This window comes from Methylibium sp. (genome assembly GCF_035762065.1).
Classification (GTDB): Bacteria; Pseudomonadota; Gammaproteobacteria; order Burkholderiales; family Burkholderiaceae_C; genus Methylibium.
In genome coordinates, this window is the sequence record NZ_DASTPW010000014.1 from 1 (window position 1) to 20,470 (window position 20,470).

Annotated in this window: 22 protein-coding genes and 1 pseudogene; 15 read left to right on the forward strand and 8 right to left on the reverse strand. The window is 72.0% G+C overall.

The window, feature by feature from the left end; all coding sequences use genetic code 11:
* The 8 genes and pseudogenes from VFR90_RS04730 to VFR90_RS04765 all read left to right on the forward strand — a co-directional run.
* Nucleotides 1–726, forward strand: a pseudogene (locus VFR90_RS04730) (MMPL family transporter); the annotation flags it as partial.
* Nucleotides 727–785: 59 nt separating this feature from the next.
* Nucleotides 786–1,628, forward strand: a complete 843-nt coding sequence (locus tag VFR90_RS04735; protein ID WP_326404908.1) for a polysaccharide deacetylase family protein — start codon at nucleotides 786–788, stop codon at nucleotides 1,626–1,628.
* A 55-nt stretch (nucleotides 1,629–1,683) separates the two neighbouring features.
* The gene (locus tag VFR90_RS04740; protein WP_326404909.1) at nucleotides 1,684–2,490 is read left to right on the forward strand and encodes an SAM-dependent methyltransferase; all 807 of its coding nucleotides are present in this window, start codon (nucleotides 1,684–1,686) and stop codon (nucleotides 2,488–2,490) included.
* Nucleotides 2,487–3,674, forward strand: a complete 1,188-nt coding sequence (locus VFR90_RS04745) for a beta-ketoacyl-[acyl-carrier-protein] synthase family protein (RefSeq protein WP_326404910.1) — start codon at nucleotides 2,487–2,489, stop codon at nucleotides 3,672–3,674. The genes VFR90_RS04740 and VFR90_RS04745 overlap by 4 nt, the downstream gene beginning before the upstream one ends.
* The gene (locus tag VFR90_RS04750) at nucleotides 3,671–4,465 is read left to right on the forward strand and encodes a beta-ketoacyl synthase chain length factor (protein WP_326404911.1); all 795 of its coding nucleotides are present in this window, start codon (nucleotides 3,671–3,673) and stop codon (nucleotides 4,463–4,465) included. Before VFR90_RS04745 ends, VFR90_RS04750 begins: the two co-directional genes overlap by 4 nt.
* On the forward strand, nucleotides 4,462–4,938 hold the full coding sequence (locus VFR90_RS04755) for a hotdog family protein (protein WP_326404912.1): 477 nt from the start codon (nucleotides 4,462–4,464) through the stop codon (nucleotides 4,936–4,938). The genes VFR90_RS04750 and VFR90_RS04755 overlap by 4 nt, the downstream gene beginning before the upstream one ends.
* Nucleotides 4,935–5,666, forward strand: a complete 732-nt coding sequence (fabG, locus tag VFR90_RS04760) for a 3-oxoacyl-ACP reductase FabG (protein WP_326404913.1) — start codon at nucleotides 4,935–4,937, stop codon at nucleotides 5,664–5,666. The genes VFR90_RS04755 and fabG overlap by 4 nt, the downstream gene beginning before the upstream one ends.
* Nucleotides 5,663–7,078, forward strand: a complete 1,416-nt coding sequence (locus tag VFR90_RS04765; RefSeq protein WP_326404914.1) for a cation:proton antiporter — start codon at nucleotides 5,663–5,665, stop codon at nucleotides 7,076–7,078. The genes fabG and VFR90_RS04765 overlap by 4 nt, the downstream gene beginning before the upstream one ends.
* A gap of 9 nt (nucleotides 7,079–7,087) precedes the next feature.
* Here VFR90_RS04765 and VFR90_RS04770 read toward each other — a convergent pair whose 3' ends face one another.
* From VFR90_RS04770 to VFR90_RS04805, 8 genes are all read right to left on the reverse strand, one after another.
* Complete coding sequence (locus VFR90_RS04770; RefSeq protein WP_326404915.1) at nucleotides 7,088–7,528, reverse strand: GNAT family N-acetyltransferase; 441 nt, start codon at nucleotides 7,526–7,528, stop codon at nucleotides 7,088–7,090.
* Nucleotides 7,529–7,535: 7 nt separating this feature from the next.
* Complete coding sequence (locus VFR90_RS04775) at nucleotides 7,536–8,321, reverse strand: glycosyltransferase family 2 protein (RefSeq protein WP_326404916.1); 786 nt, start codon at nucleotides 8,319–8,321, stop codon at nucleotides 7,536–7,538.
* Nucleotides 8,318–9,100, reverse strand: a complete 783-nt coding sequence (locus VFR90_RS04780; protein WP_326404917.1) for a lysophospholipid acyltransferase family protein — start codon at nucleotides 9,098–9,100, stop codon at nucleotides 8,318–8,320. Before VFR90_RS04780 ends, VFR90_RS04775 begins: the two co-directional genes overlap by 4 nt.
* Nucleotides 9,101–9,123: 23 nt before the next feature.
* On the reverse strand, nucleotides 9,124–10,044 hold the full coding sequence (locus tag VFR90_RS04785; RefSeq protein ID WP_326404918.1) for a MipA/OmpV family protein: 921 nt from the start codon (nucleotides 10,042–10,044) through the stop codon (nucleotides 9,124–9,126).
* On the reverse strand, nucleotides 10,041–11,159 hold the full coding sequence (locus tag VFR90_RS04790) for a chorismate transformation FkbO/Hyg5 family protein (RefSeq protein ID WP_326404919.1): 1,119 nt from the start codon (nucleotides 11,157–11,159) through the stop codon (nucleotides 10,041–10,043). The genes VFR90_RS04785 and VFR90_RS04790 overlap by 4 nt, the downstream gene beginning before the upstream one ends.
* Entirely contained in the window at nucleotides 11,156–12,517 is a 1,362-nt protein-coding gene (locus tag VFR90_RS04795; RefSeq protein ID WP_326404920.1) for an NAD(P)/FAD-dependent oxidoreductase, read from the reverse strand. Before VFR90_RS04795 ends, VFR90_RS04790 begins: the two co-directional genes overlap by 4 nt.
* Complete coding sequence (locus tag VFR90_RS04800) at nucleotides 12,514–13,275, reverse strand: class I SAM-dependent methyltransferase (RefSeq protein WP_326404921.1); 762 nt, start codon at nucleotides 13,273–13,275, stop codon at nucleotides 12,514–12,516. Before VFR90_RS04800 ends, VFR90_RS04795 begins: the two co-directional genes overlap by 4 nt.
* A gap of 124 nt (nucleotides 13,276–13,399) precedes the next feature.
* Nucleotides 13,400–14,929: a helicase HerA-like C-terminal domain-containing protein gene (locus tag VFR90_RS04805; protein WP_326404922.1), complete on the reverse strand. Its 1,530-nt coding sequence runs from the start codon at nucleotides 14,927–14,929 to the stop codon at nucleotides 13,400–13,402.
* Nucleotides 14,930–14,980: 51 nt separating this feature from the next.
* Between VFR90_RS04805 and VFR90_RS04810 the strand changes: the two genes are divergently transcribed.
* From VFR90_RS04810 to VFR90_RS04840, 7 genes are all read left to right on the forward strand, one after another.
* Nucleotides 14,981–15,703, forward strand: a complete 723-nt coding sequence (locus VFR90_RS04810; protein WP_326404923.1) for a YebC/PmpR family DNA-binding transcriptional regulator — start codon at nucleotides 14,981–14,983, stop codon at nucleotides 15,701–15,703.
* Nucleotides 15,700–16,989, forward strand: a complete 1,290-nt coding sequence (gene purD / locus VFR90_RS04815; protein ID WP_326404924.1) for a phosphoribosylamine--glycine ligase — start codon at nucleotides 15,700–15,702, stop codon at nucleotides 16,987–16,989. Before VFR90_RS04810 ends, purD begins: the two co-directional genes overlap by 4 nt.
* Nucleotides 16,990–17,125: 136 nt before the next feature.
* Nucleotides 17,126–18,049, forward strand: a complete 924-nt coding sequence (gene hemF, locus VFR90_RS04820) for an oxygen-dependent coproporphyrinogen oxidase (protein ID WP_326404925.1) — start codon at nucleotides 17,126–17,128, stop codon at nucleotides 18,047–18,049.
* Nucleotides 18,046–18,657, forward strand: coding sequence for a nicotinate (nicotinamide) nucleotide adenylyltransferase (gene nadD / locus VFR90_RS04825; RefSeq protein ID WP_326404926.1), 612 nt, complete (start codon nucleotides 18,046–18,048; stop codon nucleotides 18,655–18,657). Before hemF ends, nadD begins: the two co-directional genes overlap by 4 nt.
* A gap of 22 nt (nucleotides 18,658–18,679) precedes the next feature.
* Nucleotides 18,680–19,360, forward strand: a complete 681-nt coding sequence (gene rsfS / locus VFR90_RS04830; RefSeq protein WP_326404928.1) for a ribosome silencing factor — start codon at nucleotides 18,680–18,682, stop codon at nucleotides 19,358–19,360.
* On the forward strand, nucleotides 19,357–19,827 hold the full coding sequence (rlmH, locus tag VFR90_RS04835; protein ID WP_326404930.1) for a 23S rRNA (pseudouridine(1915)-N(3))-methyltransferase RlmH: 471 nt from the start codon (nucleotides 19,357–19,359) through the stop codon (nucleotides 19,825–19,827). The genes rsfS and rlmH overlap by 4 nt, the downstream gene beginning before the upstream one ends.
* An 11-nt stretch (nucleotides 19,828–19,838) precedes the next feature.
* The gene (locus tag VFR90_RS04840) at nucleotides 19,839–20,453 is read left to right on the forward strand and encodes a Maf family protein (RefSeq protein ID WP_414676491.1); all 615 of its coding nucleotides are present in this window, start codon (nucleotides 19,839–19,841) and stop codon (nucleotides 20,451–20,453) included.
* Nucleotides 20,454–20,470 lie beyond the last annotated feature (17 nt).

The following is a 20,470-nucleotide window of genomic DNA, read 5'->3' on the forward strand; positions in this document are numbered from 1 at the left end:
GCCTTCGTCGAGGAGGTGCAGGCGGCGCGCCGGCTCGCGCCGGTCGAGCGCAAGGATCTCGACGGCACGGCGATCGCGCCGCTGCTCGACGCGCTGCTCGTCGAGCGGCCGGCCCGCCAGGGCAAGCCCGGCGGCTGGGCCGCGCTGATCTCGCTGCAGCCCGGCGCGCAGCCGATCGAAGGCGCGGTGGCGGCGAAGGTCGAGGCCGCACTTGCAGGCGCGCCGGAGCTGCAGATCATCGACATCGGCCGCGAGCTCGCCGGCCTCTACCAGCGCTACCTGCACGAGGCGCTGCTGCAGTCGCTGCTCGGCTCGCTGGCGGTGGTGGCGCTGCTCGCCTGGCATCTGCGCTCGGCGCGCCGGCTGCTCGCGGTGGTGCAGCCGCTCGCGCTGGCGGTACTGCTGACGATGGGCGGGCTGGTGGCCGCCGGCGTCGAGCTGGGCATCCTGCATCTGGTCGGGCTGCTGCTGGTCGTCGCGATCGGTTCGAACTACGCGCTGTTCTTCGACCAGGGCCTGCAGCCGGGCGCGCCTGCGGCGTCGCACGAGGACCTGCTCGCCTCGCTCGCGCTCGCGAACCTGACGATGGTGGTGTCGTTCGGGCTGATCGCGATCTCGTCGATCCCGGCGCTGTCGGCGATCGGCCGGGTGGTCGCGCCGGGGGTGCTGCTGGCGCTGGTGCTGTCGGCGGCGTTCGCCGCGCCGCCGCGCACCGTTCGAGGCTGAGGTCGCGATCGCTATGGGACACTGCCGCCCCGCCTGATTTGCACCCCGCGTCACGTTCCATGCAGTTCACGCTCGGCAAGCCGAACCCCTGGCCGGTGCCGCCGCTGATCCAGGCAAGCGTCGGTCTTCACGTCGGTGCCGCGGCGCTGGCGCTGGCGGCGCCGCAGGCGGCGGCCTGGGCGCTCGGCGGCGTGGTGCTGAACCATGCCGCGCTGACCGCCGCCGGGCTGTGGCCGCGCAGCGATTGGCTCGGACCCAATCTCACCCGGCTGCCCGACGACGCGGCGCGGCGTGGCTGTGTCGCGATCACGATCGACGACGGCCCCGACCCCGCGGTCACGCCGCGCGTGCTCGATGCGCTCGACGCCGAAGGGCTGGTCGCGAGCTTCTTCTGCATCGCCGAGCGCGCCGCCGCGCACAAGCCGCTGGTGCGCGAGATCCTGGCGCGCGGCCACGCGGTCGAGAACCACAGCGACGCGCACCGCCATCACTTCTCGCTGCTGGGCCCGCGCGGCTTTGCGCGCGAGATCGGCCGCGCGCAGCAGGTGCTGGCCGACATCACCGGGCGGGCGCCGATCGCGTTCCGCGCGCCGGCCGGGCTGCGCAACCCCTTCCTCGATCCGGTGCTGCACCGGCTCGGCCTGCACCTGGTGAGCTGGACGCGGCGCGGCTTCGACACGCGCGAGCGCGACGCCCGCCGTGTGCTCGCGCGTCTGACGCGCGGGCTTGCAGCCGGCGACATCCTGCTGCTGCACGACGGCCATGCGGCGCGCAGCCCGGCCGGCGTGCCGGTGCTGCTCGATGTGCTGCCGGCGCTGGCCGCGCGGCTGCGCGAGGCGGGGCTGCACAGCGTCGCGTTGCCGGCGGCGATCGCGCCGCGACGCGCAGGAGCCGGCGCGTGAGCGGCCCGCGCGGGCGGGGCGCCGGCCGTTCGTTGGCCGCGCGAAGGAGGGCCTCTTGAACGACGAGCTTGCGCTGCAGGCGCCCGCGACCACCGCGCAGCCGCTGCACCCGCCGGCCGACCAGACCGACCGGGCCTGGCGCGAGCTGCACCGCGCCGCCTGCACGCCGTACCGGCGTGCCGGCCGCTTCGCCTGGCATTTCGCGCGCGGCAAGCTGGGGCGCGATCCGGCCTTCCGCTTCCTGATCGAGCGCGGCGAGCTGCGCTGCGGCGCGCGGGTCGTCGACATCGGCTGCGGCCAGGGACTGCTCGCGAGCCTGCTGCGCGCGGCCGACCGCATGGAGGCCACCGGCCGCTGGCCCGCGGCCTGGCCCGCGGCGCCGAGCGCGGCGAGCTACACCGGCCTCGAACTGATGCCGCGCGACGTGGCGCGCGCCGAGGCGGCGTGGTGCGCCGACACCACGCCCTCGCGCACCACCGCCCGCTTCGTCTGCGCGGACATGTGCGCCGCCGCGCTGCCGGCCTGCGACACCGTGGTGATCCTCGACGTGCTGCACTACGTCGATCACGCGGCGCAGCAGCGCGTGCTGCTCCAGGTGCGCGACGCGCTGGCGCCCGGCGGCAAGCTGCTGCTGCGCATCGGCGACGCGGCGCAGGCGCGCCGCTTCGCGGTGACGCGCTGGGTCGACCGGCTCGTGACCCGCGTGCGCGGCCACCAGGCTCCGCCGGTGTGGTGCCGCACGCGGGCCGAGTGGGTCGCGCTGGTCGAAGGCCTGGGCTTTTCGGTGCAGAGCCTGCCGATGAGCCGGGGCACGCCGTTCGCGAACGTGCTGCTGATCGCGCAGAAGGGCGTCGCCGCATGACACCGCTCGCAGTCGTCGACTTCACGCTGGCGACCGCGCTCGGCGCCGGCCGTGCCGCGACGCTCGACGCCTTGCGCGCGGGCCGCAGCGCTCTTGCGCGGGAACGCTTCGAGACGGCGGCGCTCGACACCTGGCTCGGCATCGTCGCCGGCATCGACGCGCAGCGGCTGCCAGCGGCGCTCGCGCGCCACGACTGCCGCAACAACCGCCTCGCCTGGCTCGGCCTGCAGGCCGACGGCTTCCTCGATGCCGTGGTGCGCGCGCGCGAGCACTACGGTGCGCACCGCGTCGGCGTCTTCCTCGGCACCAGCACCTCCGGCATCCTGCAGACCGAGCTGGCCTACCGCCGCCGCGACGCGGCCAGCGGCGCGCTGCCCGCCGACTTCCACTACGCCGAGACGCACAACACCTTCTCCTGCGCCGATTTCGTGCGGCGTGCGCTGGCGCTCGAAGGGCCGGCCTTCGTCGTCTCGACCGCCTGCTCGTCGGGCGCCAAGGTGTTCGCCAATGCGCACCGGCTCATCGACGCCGGCGTGATCGACGCGGCCCTCGTGGGCGGCATCGACAGCCTGTGCCTGACGACGCTCTACGGCTTCAACGCGCTGGAACTGTTGTCGCCCGAGATCTGCCGTCCCTGGGACGCGATGCGGCGCGGCTTGTCGATCGGCGAAGCGGCGGCCTACGCGCTGCTCGAACGCGATCCGCGCGAGGCGCCCCGCGCGTGGCTGCTCGGCTGCGGCGAAAGCAGCGACGGCCATCACATGAGCAGCCCGCACCCCGAAGGCGCCGGCGCGGCGCTGGCGATGCGAGCGGCGCTCGCCGACGCCGGTCTCGACGCCAGCGATATCGACTACCTGAACCTGCACGGCACCGCGACGCCCGGCAACGACGCCGTCGAGGACATCGCGGTGTGCGAGGTCTTCGGCACCGCGCTGCCGTGCAGCTCGACGAAGGGCGCGACCGGCCACACGCTGGGTGCGGCCGGCGCGGTCGAGGCGGCGATCGCGATGCTGGCGCTCGAAGCCGGCCTGATGCCCGGCGGCCTGAACCGCACTGCGCCCGACGCGACGCTGCGCGCCGCCTACCTGGATGCGCCGCGCGCCGCGCCGCTGCGGCGTGTCGCGAGCAACGCCTTCGGCTTCGGCGGCTCGAACGCCTGCCTCGTGTTCGGGGCGGCGGCATGAAGCTCGGCCTGCGCGGCATCGGCGTCGTCGGGCCGGGGCTCGCCGATGCGGCCCAGGCGCTGACCGCACTGCGCGCGCCGGCCGCGTGGAGCGCCGCACCGACCGTCATCCCTGCGCCGGCCTTGCTGCCGCCGGCCGAGCGGCGTCGCGCGGGCGCGGTCGTGAAGCTTTCGCTGGCGGTCGCGCAGGAGGCGTGCGCGCAGGCCGGCGTCGAGCCCGCTGCGCTCGCGACGGTGTTCAGCTCCTCGAGCGGCGACGGCGCCAACTGCCATGCGCTGTGCGAGGCGCTGGCCACGCCCGATCGGGCGGTGTCGCCGACCCGCTTCACCAACTCCGTCCACAACGCCGCGGCCGGCTACTGGCACATCGCGACCGTCAACCGGCAGCCCTCGACCAGCCTGTGCGCCCACGATGCGAGCTTCGCCGCCGGCTTGCTGGAAGCCGCGATGCAGGTGCAGGCCACCGGCCGCCCGGTGCTGCTGGTGGTGGGCGACGTGCCGTATCCGCAGCCGCTGCTCGCGACGCGGCCGATCACCGACAGCTTCGGCGTCGCGTGGGTGCTCGATCGCGTCGAGGCGCAGGACGCGGTCGCGACGCTCGATCTCGCGACGACCGATCGCGCCGGCGATGACACGCGCTGCGCGTCGGCCGGCTTCGAGGCGGTGCGACTCGGCATCCCGGCCGCGCGCTGCCTGCCGCTGCTCGAGCGCCTGGCACTCGGCGCGGCGGGCAGCGTCGTGCTCGGCCGCGCCGAAGGCCTGCCGTTGCGCATCGAGGTCGCTTCGCGATGAGCCATCCGACGACGCTCGACCGCACCGGCATCGCCGCGCGCATCCCGCACGCCGGCTCGATGTGCCTGCTCGACCGCCTGCTGCGCTGGGACGCGACGCGCATCGAATGCCGCGCAAGCAGCCACCGCGACGTGGCGAACCCGCTGCGCGGGGAGGACGGGCTGCCCGCGGTCTGCGCGATCGAGTACGCGGCGCAGGCGATGGCGCTGCACGGTGGCCTCGTCGCGCCGCCGGGCAGCGCGCCGCGGCCCGGCTACATCGCGAGCGTGCGGCAGGTGAAGAGCCGCATCGATCGGCTCGACGCGATCGACGGGGAGCTCGTCGTCGTCGCCGAGCGGCTCGCGGGCGACGCGAGCCAGGTGCTCTATGCGTTCGAGGTCGGCTCGCAGGATGGCGGCGTGCTGGTCAGCGGCCGCGCGGCGGTGGTGCTCGACACGCCGCTCGCCACCGGCAGCGGGGAACCGGCCCGATGAGCCTGCAAGGCAAGCGCGCGCTCGTCACCGGTGCCAGCGGCGCGCTCGGCGCGGCGATCGCGCGCCGGCTCGCGGCCGACGGCGCCTCGATGCTGCTGCATGCGAACGGGCGGCGCGAGGCGGTCGAGGCGCTGGCCGGCGAGATCCGTTCGGCCGGCGGCCAGGCCGAGGCGATCGTCTTTGACGTGAGCGACGCCGCAGCGGCGCGCGCCGCCTGCGAGCGGATGCTGCAGGCCGGCGCGGTGCAGGTCGTCGTCAACAACGCCGGCATCCACGACGACGCGGTGTTCCCCGGCATGCGGCCCGAGCAATGGCACCGGGTCATCGACGTGTCGCTGCACGGCTTCTTCAACGTGACGCAGCCGCTGGTGCTGCCGATGCTGCGCACGCGCTGGGGGCGGGTGATCAACCTGTCGTCGGTCGCGGCGCTTGCAGGCAACCGCGGCCAGGTGAACTACGCGGCGGCCAAGGGGGCGATCAACAGCGCGACGAAGGCGCTGTCGCTCGAACTCGCAAGCCGGGGCGTGACGGTGAACGCGATCGCGCCGGGGATCATCGAGTCGCCGATGGCGGCCGGTGCCTTCGATGCCGCGGCGATCGCGCAGCTGGTGCCGGCCAGGCGCGCCGGGCGGCCGGAGGAGGTGGCGGCGCTCGCCGGCTTCCTGGCGAGCGACGCGGCCGGCTACATCAGCGGACAGGTGATTTCGATCAACGGAGGGATGTGGTGAAAAGAACGATTCGATGCGCGCTGCTGCTGCCGGCGCTCGCTGCCGCGACGCCGGCGCTGGGCGCCGGCCCGGCGCAGTCGGAAGTCCACGCGATGGAGCTTGCGCTGTTCTTCACGCTGATGCAGCTCGCGATCATCGTGCTGGCCGCGCGCGCCGGCGGCGTGATCGCGCAGCGCTTCGGGCAGGCCACCGCGGTCGGCGAGATCATCACCGGCATCCTGCTCGGGCCCTCCCTGTTCGGCCTGCTGGCGCCCGATCTCTTCCAGTGGGTGTTCCGCTCGACGTCGCCGTTGCCGCTGACGATCATGTCGCAGGTCGGGCTGCTGCTGCTGATGTTCCAGATCGGCCTCGAATTCGACTTCGGCCACCTGACCGAGAAGCGGCATCGCCGCGCGGTGATGTGGGTGTCGGCGGCCGGCTTGGTCGCACCCTTCGCGCTGGGCGCCGCGTTCGGCTGGTTCGCGCCGGCCGAGCTGCTCGGCCCCGGCTCGGCCGGCCAGCCGGCCGAGCGCCTGAGCTTCACGCTCTTCATCGCGACCGCGTTCTCGATCACCGCGCTGCCGATCCTCGGGCGCATCCTGATCGAGTTCAGGATGACGCGGCACCCGCTCGGCGTGATTGCGATCAGCTCGGCGGCGATCAACGACGTGATCGGCTGGCTGCTGCTGGCGTTCGTCACCGCGCTTTCGACCGCGGCCTTCGCGCCGCTGCCCTTCGTGCTGCGCATCCTGGGCGTGCTGGCCTTCGGCGCGGTGAGCTGGTGGATCGTGCGGCCGGCCTTCGAGCGCTTCGTGCAGTCGCAGCTGGCATCGCGCGCCGCGGGCGACCCGGGCCTTCCGGCGACGCTGATGGGCGTGGTGATCGCCGCGATCTTCGCGGCCGGCATGACGACCTACCAGCTCGGCATCTTCGCGATCTTCGGCGGCTTCATGATGGGCGTGCTGCTGCACCGGCAGACCGAGTTCGTGAAGGTCTGGAACGAGCGCGTCGGCAGCTTCGTCAACGTCTTCTTCCTGCCGATCTTCTTCACCTTCACCGGGCTGCGCACCGACATCGGCTCGTTGTCGGGGGGCTCGATGTGGGGCTGGTGCCTGCTGCTGATCGCGCTGGCCACGCTCGGCAAGTTCGGCGCCTGCTGGCTCGCCGCGCGCGCGGCCGGCATGGACGGCGTGCAGGGCCGGATCATCGGCGTGCTGATGAACACGCGGGCGCTGATGGAGCTGATCATCATCAACGTCGGCTACGACCTCGGCATCCTCGGCCGCGAGGTCTTCACGATGCTGGTGCTGATGGCGATCTTCAGCACGGTGATCACGTCGCCGCTGCTGCGGCGCTGGTTGCCTCAGGTGGGCGATCTGAGCGCGGCGCGCGAGCCGCTCGCGCCCGGTGCCGCGATGGGGCGGACGCGCTGATCGGCAACGTCAGAGCGGGTGGTCGTAGCGCAGGAAGCCGTGATGGCGCGCGAGCTTGTCGTAGAGCGAGCGCGCCGTCGCGTTGTGCTCCTGGGTGAGCCAGTAGAAGCGCTGGCAGCCCGAGCGCTTCGCGATCTGCGCGACCGCCTCGATCAACGCGCTGCCCACCCCTGCGCCGCGCTGCACCGGGTCGGTGAACAGGTCCTGCAGGTAGCACACCGAGTCCGCCCAGGTGCTCGCGTGCATCAGGTAGTGCGCGATGCCCACGAGCCGGCCGTCGATGCGGGCCCCGAGCCCGTGCACGGCCCCGCCGGCGTTGAGCCGCTGCCAGGCGGCTTCGAATTCGGCATCGGTCGTCGGCGTCTCGTAGAAGTCGCGATAGCCGCGCGCGAGCTGCTGCCAGCCGCTGCGGTCGGCCGGCCGCAGCGGCTCGATCCCGATCGTGCTCATCGTGGGCTCATGCCTGGAACGGCGGACGCTTCGTCGCCTTGCGCCACAGCAGGCCGGGCAGCCGCAGCGCGAACTCGGCCAGCAGCCGCGCGTGCATCGAACTGAGCAGCAGGTTGTCGCGCACGTAGTGGAAGTGGCTGACGCCGCCTTCCTCGGCCCGCAGGTACTTGACCGGCGCGTCGATGTTGATCGGCTTGACGCCTTGCCAGGCCAGGCGCACCACGGCTTCGGGATCGAAGTCGAAGCGGCGCATCCAGGACTGGCGGCGCATCGTTCGCGCGAGCGCGGCGACCGGGTAGACCCGGAAGCCGTAGAGCGAATCGCCGATGCCGGCGGCCAGCGTCTCGAGGTGGGCCCAACCGTTGGAGAGGCGCCGCCCCAGCACCCGCAGCCGCGGCGCGCTGGCGTCGAAGACAGGCTTGCCGAGGATCATCGCCTCGGGCCGCGCGATCGAGGCCTCCATGAAGCGGCCGATCAAGCCGGCGGGGTGCTGACCGTCGGCGTCCATCGTCAGCGCGTGCGTGTAGCCGGCGGCTTCGGCCGCTTCGAGCCCGTGCAGCACCGCCGCGCCCTTGCCGCGGTTGTCGGGCAGCACCATCACGCGCAGGCCGGTGTCGCAGCGCGCGCGCTCGAGGATCGGCGCTTCGCTGCCGTCGCGGCTGCCGTCGATCACCACCCACACAGGCGACCACTGGGCGCGCGCCTCCGCCACCGTCTGCGCGAGGCGCGCGCCGGTGTCGTAGCTGGGGATCAGCACCAGGTGCGTCGCGGACGACGCGGGCGAGGAACTCATGCGTCGTGCACGCGCCGCGGCCGCAGGCCTTCGGCGAAGCAGCTTTCCAGTTCGGCCAGCATCGCCGCGGTGTCGGCCTGCGGCTCGAAGCGCGCGCCGAGCCGCACGCTGAAGCGGATCGGCAGCGGCGGCAGCTTCCACAGCGGCCAGCCCTTGCCCAGGTAGGGCGAGTCGGTGTCGATGAACACCGCCTGGATCGGCGCCTGCGCGAGCTTGGCGATCAGCGGCACGCCGGGCCGGAAAGTGTTGATCGGGCTGCGCGTGGTGCGCGTGCCCTCGGGGAACACGACGAGCTGGCCGCCGCGCCGAAGGTCGGCCACGGCCAGGCGCACCAGGCCGCGTGCCGAATCGTTGCGGATGTAGCGCGCGAGCCGCGCGCCCGATCCGAGGAAGACGTTGCGCATCAGGTCGGCCTTCATGATGCAGGCGCTGCGCGGCAGCCGCGCGACGAGCATCAGCGCGTCGAGCAGGCTCGGGTGGTTGGCGACGATGATGAGTCCCGGCTCGTCGCGCAAGCGGTCGAGCACCTGCGAGTCGAGGTAGAGCATGCCGCTCGCGCGTGCGATCGCCCAGTAGGCGCGGTAGCCGTGCGCGATGACCGCGCGGCCGATCACGGTGCCGCGTTCTCGCGAAAGCAGCGGGTAGAGCAGCGCCGCGACCAAGTTCCACGCGAGCGAGACCAGCCCCAGCAGCAGCAGCAGCGCATGCAGCGGCAGGATCAGCGGCCAGCGCGCGGCGCGGCGCCAGCTGGCCTGCGGTTGCATCGCGACGTAGCTCATCGCGTCCTTTCAGCGTCGGCGCTTCACGGCAGGTCCGCCACATCGACCATCGTGCGAGAGGTCGCGAACACGTAGGAAACCGCGAAGCCGATCGAGACGTTGTCCTTGCGGCGCACCAGCGGGCTCGCTTCGAAGCGTGCGCCGTCGATGCGGTCGTAGCGCGTGTAGAAGCCGGCCCACACCGATTCGAAACGGCGCGACATCGCCAGCGTGACATGCGCGCCGCCATAGCCGCCGCCCGCACGGTAGAGCGGGCGGTCCGGCAGGGCATCGACGAGCGCCACGTCGTAGATGCGGCCGTGCACGCGGCGCGTCGCGAAGGAGGCGGCGCCGAGCACGCCGAGGTTCCAGTCGCTGCCGCCGACGCGGGCGAGATCGAGGTTCAGGTTCGGCTGCGCATTCCAGCCGACGAAGCGCGGATTCGATTGCACCGTGGCGACCGCCCGCACCGGCAGCCGCAGATCCAGCTTCCAGTTCGCGCCGCGCTGCAAGGTGAGGTTGAGGTTCGGGCCGAGCTCGAAGGTCGGCTTCAGGTCGGCCATGCCACGGCGGGCTTCGTTGTCCTCGCTGCGCGTCGGCGGCGAGGCCGAGGCGCTGAGGTCGAAGTCGACGCGGTCGGACTCGAACAGCACGGCGCGGGCGCCGTCGCGATCGGCCTTGAAGATCTCGCCGCGGTAGACGAGGTAGGGCAGCGGCAGCGCGTAGCCGTGGTACTGATCGGAGCCGGCGTAGTGCGGCAGGCGCAGCAGGCCGACGCCGGCGCCCAGCTCCCACAGCGGCTTCTCGGTGCACCAGGCGGGCCATGCGACGAAGGCGCATGCGACCGAAACGAGGAGGGCGCGCTTGCCCGGCCTCGCCGGCAGCCGCGACGGATCCGGCTTCGCCGGTCCGCTCGGGGCGCCCCCTTGAGGCAAAGCGGCGAAGCCGCAACGGGGGTAGGTCACTCGCCCACCCCGCCGGCCGCGAAACCGTGCGCCTCGATCTCCACCCGCAGGTCGGCGCGGCAGATGTCGGCCTCGACCAGCGTCACGGCCCGTGCCGCCTCGCTGTGCGTACCGACCTCGGCTTCGAAAAGCGCGCGAACCGCCGGTGCTTCTTCGGCGTGGCGCAGGTAGATGGTGCAGTGCAGGTCCGCCAGCGCGAAGCGCGCGCTGCCGGCCGCATGGGCCGCGGCGATCACCGCACGCAGGTTGGCGAGCGTCTCGCGCGTTTGCGCGGCGACGTCGCCGGCGTGCAGCGTCTCGTGGCCGACGATGCTCGAGGTCCCGGAGACGAGCAGCGCGGCTTCGCCGCCGCCGGCGTCGAGCAGCGCCGCGCGCGAAAAGCTCGGGCTTTTCGGGCCGTAACGCTGCGGATAGCGGTAGGCGGACAGCTGGCGCGGGTTCTCGATCGCCAGCGCCGGCCGGGCGCCGGCGAGGAAGCTGATGCACATCGGCCCCGCGTGGGTGCCGAGCGCGCAGGCGGCCGGCGCACCCTCGAAGGCCGCCGCGCCCGCTTCGAGGAAGGCGCGCTGGCGGCCGACGTTGAACTGGCGGTAGCGCTCGATCGCTGCGTTGCCGGCGACGGGCGTCTCGTCGTTGATGCGCGGCAAGTAATTCCAGACGCGCAGCAGGGCCGGCAGCCGGGCGGCATCGAGCGCCGCGAAGAGCTCGGTGTAGGCCGCATGCGTCGCGGCTTCGAGGCTGTCGCCTGCGGTCGGCTCGACGTGCAGCGTTCCGAACATCAGCCGGCCGTCGCTGCGCCAGCGCACCCGGCCCGTGCGGCCGGCACGCGCCGGCGCGTCGGTCCACCAGACGTCGACCTGCGGCGCGCCAAGCAGCGTGCAAGCAGGCAGGCCATGCGCCGCGAGGGCTTCGCGCTGCGCCGCGCAGCCGACGGCGCCGAGCGCGCCGGCCCACTCGCCCGCGAGGCCGCCCGCGACGGCTTCGGCCCAGGCGGCAGCGTCGACACGCCGCGAGCGCAGGCGCGGCGCCAGGTCGGGCGCGCGCTGCGAGCCGGCAGGCGCGGCAGCGGTCAGCGGCGATGCGGAGGTCGCCTCAGCGTGGGTCGGCGCGTTCACCGGTTCTCGAGGATGGTTTCGCCCGCGAGCGGGCCGAGGTCGCGGATGTCCTGGCGGCGGCGCCGCCACGCGGCCCACGAGCGGGCGGCATGGCGCAAAGCGCTTCCGAGGTACACGAGCTTGAACAGCGCCAGCGCGCCGCGGAAAGGCTTGCGGCCGAAGATGTCGCCGGCCAGCACCGACAGGATCGCCTCGCGCATGCGCAGCGGGTTCGCCGGATGCATGAAGAACTCGCGCATCGTCGGGTTGGTGACGCGGAAGATGAACCACGAGAACTCGCGGGGGCCGTGGCGCATCGTGCGCTCGAAGACGCGGCGCGCGAGGAGCGCGTGGGCCGGCCGGTCGAGGCGCGTGCGCACCGCGTCGGCGCCGGCGAAGGCGCTGTGCATCGCGAGATAGACGCCCGACGAGAACACCGGGTCGATGAAGGCATAGGCGTCGCCAAGCATCAGCCAGCGATCGCCGGCGCAGCGGGTGCCGCCGTAGGAGTAGTTGCCGGTCGCGTGCACCGTGTCGTCGACCAGCGTCGCGCCTTCGAGCCGCGCGGCGAGCTTCGGCGCGAGCGCGATCGTGTCGGCGAAGAAATCCTTCAGCGGCTTCTTGCGCGCGTGCAGGTAGCGTGGCCAGCAGACGGCGCCGATGCTGGTGGTGCCGTCGGCCAGCGGGATGAACCAGAACCAGCCGTGCGCGAACCAGAAGATCGTGATGTCGCCTTCGCGCTTGCCCGGGTGCCGCTGCACGCCGGTGTAGTGGCCGAAGATCGCCGAGCTCGCGTGCTTCGGGTTCTTGCGCTTCGAGCCGAACTGGTTGGCCAGCAGCGTGTCGCGCCCGGAGGCATCGACGACGAACTTCGCGCGCCAGTGCTGCGTGGTCTTCGCACCGTCGTCGGCGGTGGTCTCGGTGCGCAGCGTCGCGCCGCCGGCGTCGAAGGCGACTTCGCGCACGCGGCATTGCTCGAAGGCGCGCGCGCCGGTCTCGGCCGCGTGGCGGAACAGGATTTCGTCCAGGGCCGAGCGCCGCACCTGCCAGGCATAGGGCATCGACTTGTCCCAGGCTTCGGCAAACTCGAGGTGGCTCGGCTCGTCGTGCGTCGGCGAGACGAACTCGACGCCCCACTTGGGCATGCCGATCGCTTCGATGCGATCACGCAGGCCGAGCCGGTCGAACAGCGCGACGTTCGCCGGCAGCAGCGACTCGCCGATGTGGAAGCGCGGATGCCGGGCTTTCTCGGCGATCACGACGTCGCGGCCTTCGCGCGCCAGCAGCGCGGCCATCGTCGCGCCGGCCGGGCCGCCGCCGATGACGAACACGTCGCAGTGCTGCAGCGCCGAGGGCGCCTCGAGAGCCGGCGGATTCATGCAGGCCGCGTGGCCCGGTAGGCCGAGAAGATGCCGAGTTCAACCTCGCGGTCGACGTCGACGAAACCCTGCGCGTGCAGCGCCGAGCAGATGGTCGGCGGCGCGATGCAGGCGTCGATCGTGTCCCAGTAGTAGCGCCACAGCTCCGATGTCTTGCGCCGGCGGCCGACGACCGCGGCGATCGCCGGCACCGCGACGCGCATGTAGGCCTTCAGCAAGGCGCGGCCGAGCCGGCTTTGCGGGCGGGTGATCTCCAGGATCACCACCCGGCCGCCGGGCTTGAGCACGCGGTGGAATTCGGCGAACGCGGCGGACACGTCCGACAGGTGCCGCAGCGCATAGCCCATCGAGACGAAGTCGGCCGAGCCATCGGCTGCTGGCAGCGCTTCGGCGCGGCCTTCGCGCAGTTCGACGCCGGCGAGCTTCGCCTCGCTCATCATCCCGGGGCTCGGGTCGACCCCGACGACGCGGCCCTGCGGGCCGATGAGCTTCAGCGCCTCGCGTGCGACCAGGCCGGTGCCGATGCCGACGTCGAGCACCTGCATGCCGGCGCGGAGGCCGGCGTTCTGCAGGGCGCGATGCCGGTACCAGGAGCCGGAGCCCAGCCCGAGCACGCGCTCGATGCGGTCGTAGTCGGCGGCGGTGTCGTCGAACACGCGCTTGAGCCAGCGGTGCCGTTCGTCCTCGTCGGCGTAGTAGTCCCGCAGCGGCGGGTGCGGGGGCAGCGGCACGGGGCTGGCGGCAGGGCTCGGCGTCATCGCCGCATTATCCGAGAGCCTCGTGTCGGCTCGGCCGCGCGGCGCGTGATCGAAGCCGCGTCGGCGCGGGCCGGCGGCGGGCGTGTGGCGTGGGCGCTTCAGCGGCGCTTGCCGCCACGACGCTTCAACGTCGCTTGCCGCCCCCGAGCAAACTGCCCAGCACGCCGCGGATGATCTCGCGGCCGACCGTCGAGCCGACGGTGCGCGCGGCCGACTTGGCGAGCGTCTGCGCGATGCCGTCGTGCTGGCCGCCGCGCGGGCCGGTGCGGCCGAACAGGATGTCGTTGATGCCGCCGAGCATGCCGCCGCCTTCGGCCGCGGGGGCCGCGCCGCCGCCGCCGGGGCGGGCCTTCGCCGCCTCGGTCGCGTCGGCCGCCGCGGCGCCGCGCTGGCTGAGCTTCTCGTAGGCCGACTCGCGATCGACCGCTTTCTCGTAGACGCCGGCCACCAGCGACTGCCCGATCAGCGTCTTGCGCTGCTCGGGCGTGATCGGGCCGATCTGGCTGCCCGGCGGGATGACGAACACCCGCTGGGTGACGCCGGGGCGGCCCTTCTCGTCGAGCAGGCTGACGAGCGCCTCGCCGACCGCCAGCTCGGTGATCGCGGTCGCGATGTCGAGCCCCGGATTCGCCCGCATCGTCTCGGCGGCCGACTTCACCGCCTTCTGGTCGCGCGGCGTGAAGGCCCGCAGCGCGTGCTGCACGCGGTTGCCGAGCTGGCCGAGCACGGTGTCGGGCACGTCCAGCGGGTTCTGCGTCACGAAATAGACGCCGACGCCTTTCGAGCGCACGAGCCGAACGACAAGCTCGATGCGTTCGACCAGCGCCTTCGGCGCCTCGTTGAAGAGCAGGTGGGCTTCGTCGAAGAAAAAGACGAGCTTGGGCTTGTCGGGATCACCGATCTCGGGCAGTTGCTCGAACAGCTCCGAGAGCATCCACAGCAGGAAGGTCGCGTACAGCCGCGGCGAATTCATCAGCTTGTCGGCCGCGAGGATGTTGACGACGCCGTGGCCGTCGACCGTCTGCATGAAGTCCGAGATGTCGAGCATCGGCTCGCCGAAGAACCGGTCGCCGCCTTGCTCCTCGATCTGCAAGAGCCCGCGCTGGATCGCGCCGACGCTCGCGGCGCCGACGTTGCCGTAGCTCGTCTGGTACGCCTTTGCGTTGTCGGCGACGTGCTGGAGCATCGCGCGCAGGTCCTTCAGGTCGAGCAGCAGCATGCCGTTGTCGTCGGCGATCTTGAAGACGAGCGTGAGCACGCCTTGCTGCGTCTCGTTGAGGTTGAGCATGCGCGCGAGCAGCAGCGGGCCCATGTCCGAGACGGTGGCGCGCACCGGGTGGCCTTGCTGGCCGAAGACATCCCAGAGCGTCGAGGGGCAGGCTCGCGGCGTGGGCGCTTCGAGGCCGCGTTCCTTCAACACCTTGGCGAGCTTCTCGCCGATGCTGCCGGCCTGGCTGATGCCGGTGAGATCGCCCTTCACGTCGGCCAGGAAGACCGGCACGCCGATGCGGCTGAACTGCTCGGCGAGGCACTGCAGCGTGATCGTCTTGCCGGTGCCCGTGGCGCCGGTGATGAGGCCGTGGCGGTTCGCCAGTTGCGGCAGCAAAGAGCACGCGATGTCACCGTGCTTGGCGATCAACAGGGGCTCGGCCATCGTGTCCTCCTAAAATCGCCGCGATCCTAAGCTCACGAACAAGAGAAGCACATGGCCGGCCATTCCAAGTGGGCCAACATCCAGCACCGCAAGGGTCGCCAGGACGAGAAGCGCGGCAAGGTCTGGACGCGGATCATTCGTGAGATCACGGTGGCCGCGCGGCAAGGCGGCGGCGACACCTCGATGAACCCGCGGCTGCGGCTTGCGATCGACAAGGCCAAGGCCGCGAACATGCCGGCCGACCGCATCAAATACAACGTCGACAAGGCCAGCGGCAACCTCGAGGGCCAGAACTACGAGGAGATCCGCTACGAGGGCTACGGCATCGGCGGCGCGGCCATCATCGTCGACACGATGACCGACAACCGCGTGCGCACGGTCGCCGAGGTGCGGCACGCCTTCAGCAAGTACGGCGGCAACCTCGGCACCGACGGCTCGGTCGCCTTCCAGTTCAAGCATTGCGGCCAGTTCGTGTTCGCGCCGGGCACCAGCGAAGACAAGCTGATGGAAGTCGCGCTCGATGCCGGCGCCGACGACGTCATCACCGGCGACGACGGCGCGATCGAAGTGCTCAGCGATCCGCAGGCCTTCGAGGCGGTCAAGACCGCGCTCGAAGCCGCGGGCCTCAAGCCCGAGATCGCGGAAGTGACGATGCGCGCCGAAAACAGCGTGCCGCTCGCCGGCGAAGACGCCGAGCGGATGCAGAAGCTGCTCGACGTGATCGAGGACCTCGACGACACGCAGGCCGTCTTTCACAACGCGGAGATGCCTTGAAGGTTCTGGTGGTGGGCGGCGGCGGCCGCGAACACGCGCTGGCCTGGAAGCTGGCGGCGTCGCCCAAGGTGCAGCTCGTGTTCGTCGCGCCCGGCAACGGCGGCACGGCCGCCGACGCGCGGCTGAAGAACCTGCCGATCACCGACATCGACGCGCTGGCCGACTTCGCGCAGACCGAGAAGATCGGCCTGACCGTCGTCGGCCCCGAGGCGCCGCTCGCGGCCGGCATCGTCGATCGCTTCCGGGCTCGCAAGCTGCGCGTGTTCGGGCCGACGAAGGCGGCGGCGCGGCTGGAAAGCTCGAAGGCGTTTTCCAAGGCCTTCATGCAGCGGCACGGCATCCCGACCGCGGCCTACGAGGCCTTCACCGAGGCGGCGGCGGCGCATGCGCATGTCGATCGCGTCGGTGCGCCGATCGTCGTCAAGGCGGATGGCCTGGCGGCGGGGAAGGGCGTCGTCGTCGCGACGACGCTGGCCGAGGCGCACGCGGCGATCGACTGGATGCTCGGCAGCGGTGGCACAAAGCTCGACGTGGCGAACAACGAAGGCGGCGCGCGCGTCGTGATCGAGGAGTTCCTCACCGGCGAGGAAGCGAGCTTCATCGTCGTCGCCGACGGCCGCACCGTCGTGCCGCTCGCTACCAGCCAGGACCACAAGCGCCTGAACGACGCGGACCTCGGGCCCAATACCGGCGGCATGGGCGCGTATTCGCCGGCGCCGGTCGTCACGCCCAACGTGCACGCGAAGGTGATGCACGAAGTCATCCTGCCCACGCTGGCCGGCATGGCCGCCGACGGCATCCCCTACACCGGCTTCCTCTATGCCGGCTTGATGATCGACGCGGCCGGCAACCCGAAGACGCTGGAGTTCAACTGCCGCATGGGCGACCCCGAAACGCAGCCCATCATGATGCGGCTCAAGAGCGACCTGCTCGACGTGCTGCTTCACGCGGCCGACGGCACGCTGGACCAGGCCGCCGAGCTGCAATGGGACCGGCGCGTCGCGCTCGGCGTCGTGATGGCTGCGCACGGCTATCCCGACAAGCCGCGCAAGGCCGACGTGATCAGCGGCCTGCCCAAGCCAGCCGAGGACGCGGTCGTCTTTCACGCCGGCACCTCCCGGCTGAGCCACGACCTCGTCACCAGCGGCGGGCGCGTGCTGTGCGTGACGGCGCTCGGCGAGTCGGTGAAGGTCGCGCAGCAGCGGGCCTACGAGGCGCTGGCGCCGATCCGCTTCGACGGCATGCAGTTCCGGCGCGATATCGGCCATCGCGCGATCAGGCGATAGGCCCCCGGTCATGCGCAGGCGCACGCACGCTCGTCGGTCCTGTCGTGTTCGTCGCGATGTCCTTCGGCCGCTCTCGAAGGTGCCGCAAGCTCGACTGCCGCGTGCACGGCAGTTCGCGAGCTAGCGCTGCTCGGTCATGACCACGGCCGTCACCGAAGTCCGCAGCTGGCTGCTCGCCCTGCAGCAACGCATTGCCTCGTCCATCGAGGCCGAGGACGGCTCCGGCTGCTTCCTCACCGACGCCTGGACCAAGCCGCCCGGGGAGAAGCTGCAGGGCGAGGGGGTCTCGAAGCTGCTGGAAGGCGGCGCGGTGTTCGAGCGCGCCGGCGTCGGCTTCTCGCATGTGCGCGGGCCGAGCCTGCCGCCGTCGGCCACCCAGCACCGGCCCGAACTGGCCGGCGCGCCGTTCGAGGCGATGGGCGTGTCGCTGGTCTTCCATCCGCGCAACCCTTATGTGCCGACCGTTCACATGAACGTGCGGATGCTCGCCGCGCACAAGCCCGGCATGGAGACGGTGACCTGGTTCGGCGGCGGCATGGACCTGACCCCCTACTACGGTTTCGAAGAGGACGCCGCGCACTTCCACCGCACCTGCCGCGATGCACTGAGCGCCTTCGGCGACCAGTACCACCCGCGCTTCAAGCGGTGGTGCGACGAGTACTTCTTCCTCAAGCACCGCAACGAGCCGCGCGGCGTCGGCGGCATCTTCTTCGACGATCTTTCCGAGCTCGGCTTCGAGGGCGGCTTCGCGATGATCCGCGCCGTCGGCGACGGCCTGCTCGCGGCCTACCTGCCGATCGTCCAGCGCCGCAAGGCGATGCCCTACGGCGAACGCGAGCGCGATTTCCAGACTTACCGCCGTGGTCGCTACGTCGAGTTCAACCTCGTCTGGGATCGCGGCACGCTGTTCGGCCTGCAGTCGGGCGGGCGCACCGAATCGATCCTGATGTCGATGCCGCCGGTGGTGACCTGGCGCTACGACTGGAAGCCCGAGCCCGGCACGCCCGAAGCCCGGCTGTACACCGACTTCCTGCGGCCGCGCGATTGGCTCGTCGCTTGAAGATCGGCCTGTTCGGCGGCAGCTTCGATCCGCCGCATCAAGGCCATCGCGCGCTCGCCGAGTCGGCCCTTGATCACCTCGGCCTCGACGAGCTGCGCTGGCTGCCTGCCGGCCGGCCCTGGCAGCGGCAGCACCGGCTCGCGGCCGCCGAGGATCGCCGCGCGATGGTCGCGACGGCGATCGCCGACCGCGCCGCCTTCGTGCTCGACGACCGCGAGCTGCACCGCCCCGGCGCCAGCTACACGATCGACACCGCCTGCGAGCTGCTCGCCGAGCGCCCGGGCGCGCAGCTCTTCCTGCTGATCGGCGAGGATCAACTGCAGCGGCTGCCGACCTGGCATCGCTGGCGGGCGCTGATCGAGCGGGTCACGCTTGCGGTCGCCTACCGGGGCGCGATGCGCGAGCCGCCGGCCGAGCTGCTGGCGGCATTGCAGCCGGAGGGCCGCACGATCGAGCGGCTGCCGATGCCGCCGTTCGACGTTTCCTCGACCGAAATCCGCGCGCGGCTTGCTGCGGCGCACAGCGCGCAGGCGCTCGCGCCGCATCTTCTCGCCCCGCAGGTCGCACGCTACATTGACCTGCACCGCCTCTACGCCACCCACCCCTGACCCGAAGGACACGCCACCGCGCATGGACATCCGCAAACTGCAACGCGCCATCGTCGATGGCCTCGAGGACGTGAAGGCCCAGGACATCCAGGTCTTCAACACCGAGCACCTGTCGCCGCTGTTCGAGCGGGTGATCGTCGCCTCGGGCAGCAGCAACCGCCAGACGAAGGCGCTCGCCGCGAGCGTGCGCGACGCGGTCAAGTCGCGCGGCCTGCCCGTGATGCGCACCGAAGGCGAAGACAACGGCGAATGGATCATCGTGGACTGCGGCGCTGCGGTCGCGCACATCATGCAGCCCGCCATCCGCCAGTACTACCACCTCGAGGAACTCTGGGGCGGCAAGGCGGTGAAGATGAAGGTCGGCGCGACGAAGGTGGGCCTCGTCAAGGCCAGCGAGCCCGAGCCGGCACCGGCCAAGCACGTGGCGCCGAAGACGGCTCGCGCGGCCTTGCCGGCGACGTCGAGCCGCTCGGCTGCCAGACCGGCCGCAACGAAGACCGCCGCCAAGAGCACGGCGAAGGCCGTGGCGAAGAAGGCTGTCGCGGCCAAGCCGGGCGTGAAGAAGCCGCCGTTCAAGGCCGGCGCGCCGAAGCCGGCGGCGAAGAAGGCCACCGGCCGGTCGGCGCCGGTCCGCAGCCGGCCCGCGCAGAAGGCCGCGGCCACGAAGACCAGCAAGACGCAGGGCGGCACGCGCCGCTCATGAAGCTGACGCTGGTCGCCGTCGGCCAGCGTCTGCCGGCCTGGGCCGAGACGGCCTGCGGCGACTACCTCGGCCGCTTGCCGAACGACTGGCGCGTCACGCTGAAGGCGATCAAGGCGGAGCCGCGCACCCAGGGCCTGACGGTCGATGCCCTGAAGGCGGCCGAGGCCCGGCGCATCGAAGCGGCGATCCCGAAAGGCGCGCGCCGCGTCGTGCTCGACGAGCGCGGCGCGCGCCTGACCACGCTGCACTTCGCCGAGCGCCTGCAGGCCTGGCAACGCGACGGCCGCGACGTCGCGCTGCTGATCGGCGGGCCCGACGGCCTGGACGCGGCCCTCGCCGCGGCAGCCGACGATGCCATTCGCCTGTCCGACCTGACCTTGCCGCATGCGCTGGCCCGCGTGCTGCTGGCCGAAGCGCTGTACCGCAGCTGGTCGGTGCTCGCGGGCCATCCCTATCACCGCGAATGAAAGCCCCGGCCTTGCCTGACTTCCTCTACCTCGCGTCGCAGAGCACGCGCCGCGCGCAACTCCTCACGCAGATCGGCGTGCGCCACGAACCGCTGCTGCCCGACCGCGGCGAGGACGCCGAAGCGCTCGAAGCGGTTCAACCCGGCGAAGCGCCCGAGGCCTACGTGCAGCGCGTGACGCTCGCCAAGCTCGACGCCGCGCGTGCCCGCCTGATTGCGCGCGGGCTGTCGCCGGCGCCGATCCTCTGCGCGGACACGACGGTGGCGCTCGCCGAGCGCATCTTCGGCAAGCCGGAAGACGACGAGGACGCGGCGCACATGCTGCAGGCGCTGTCGGGCCGCACCCATCGCGTGCTGACCGCGGTGGCGGTGCTCGAAGGCCCGCATGCGGCCTTCGAGCCGATGACGGCGCTGCAGGTCTCGACGGTGAAGTTCGTCGAACTCGCGCCCGACGAGATCGTGCGCTACGTCGCCAGCGGCGAGCCGCAGGGCAAGGCCGGCGCCTACGGCATCCAGAGCCAGGCGGCGGCGTGGGTCGAACGCATCGAGGGCAGCCATTCGGGAATCATGGGCTTGCCGCTCTACGAGACAGCGCAGCTGCTGCGCGCGCTCGGCTGGCAGTTCTGAAGACGCGGCCTCTGCCA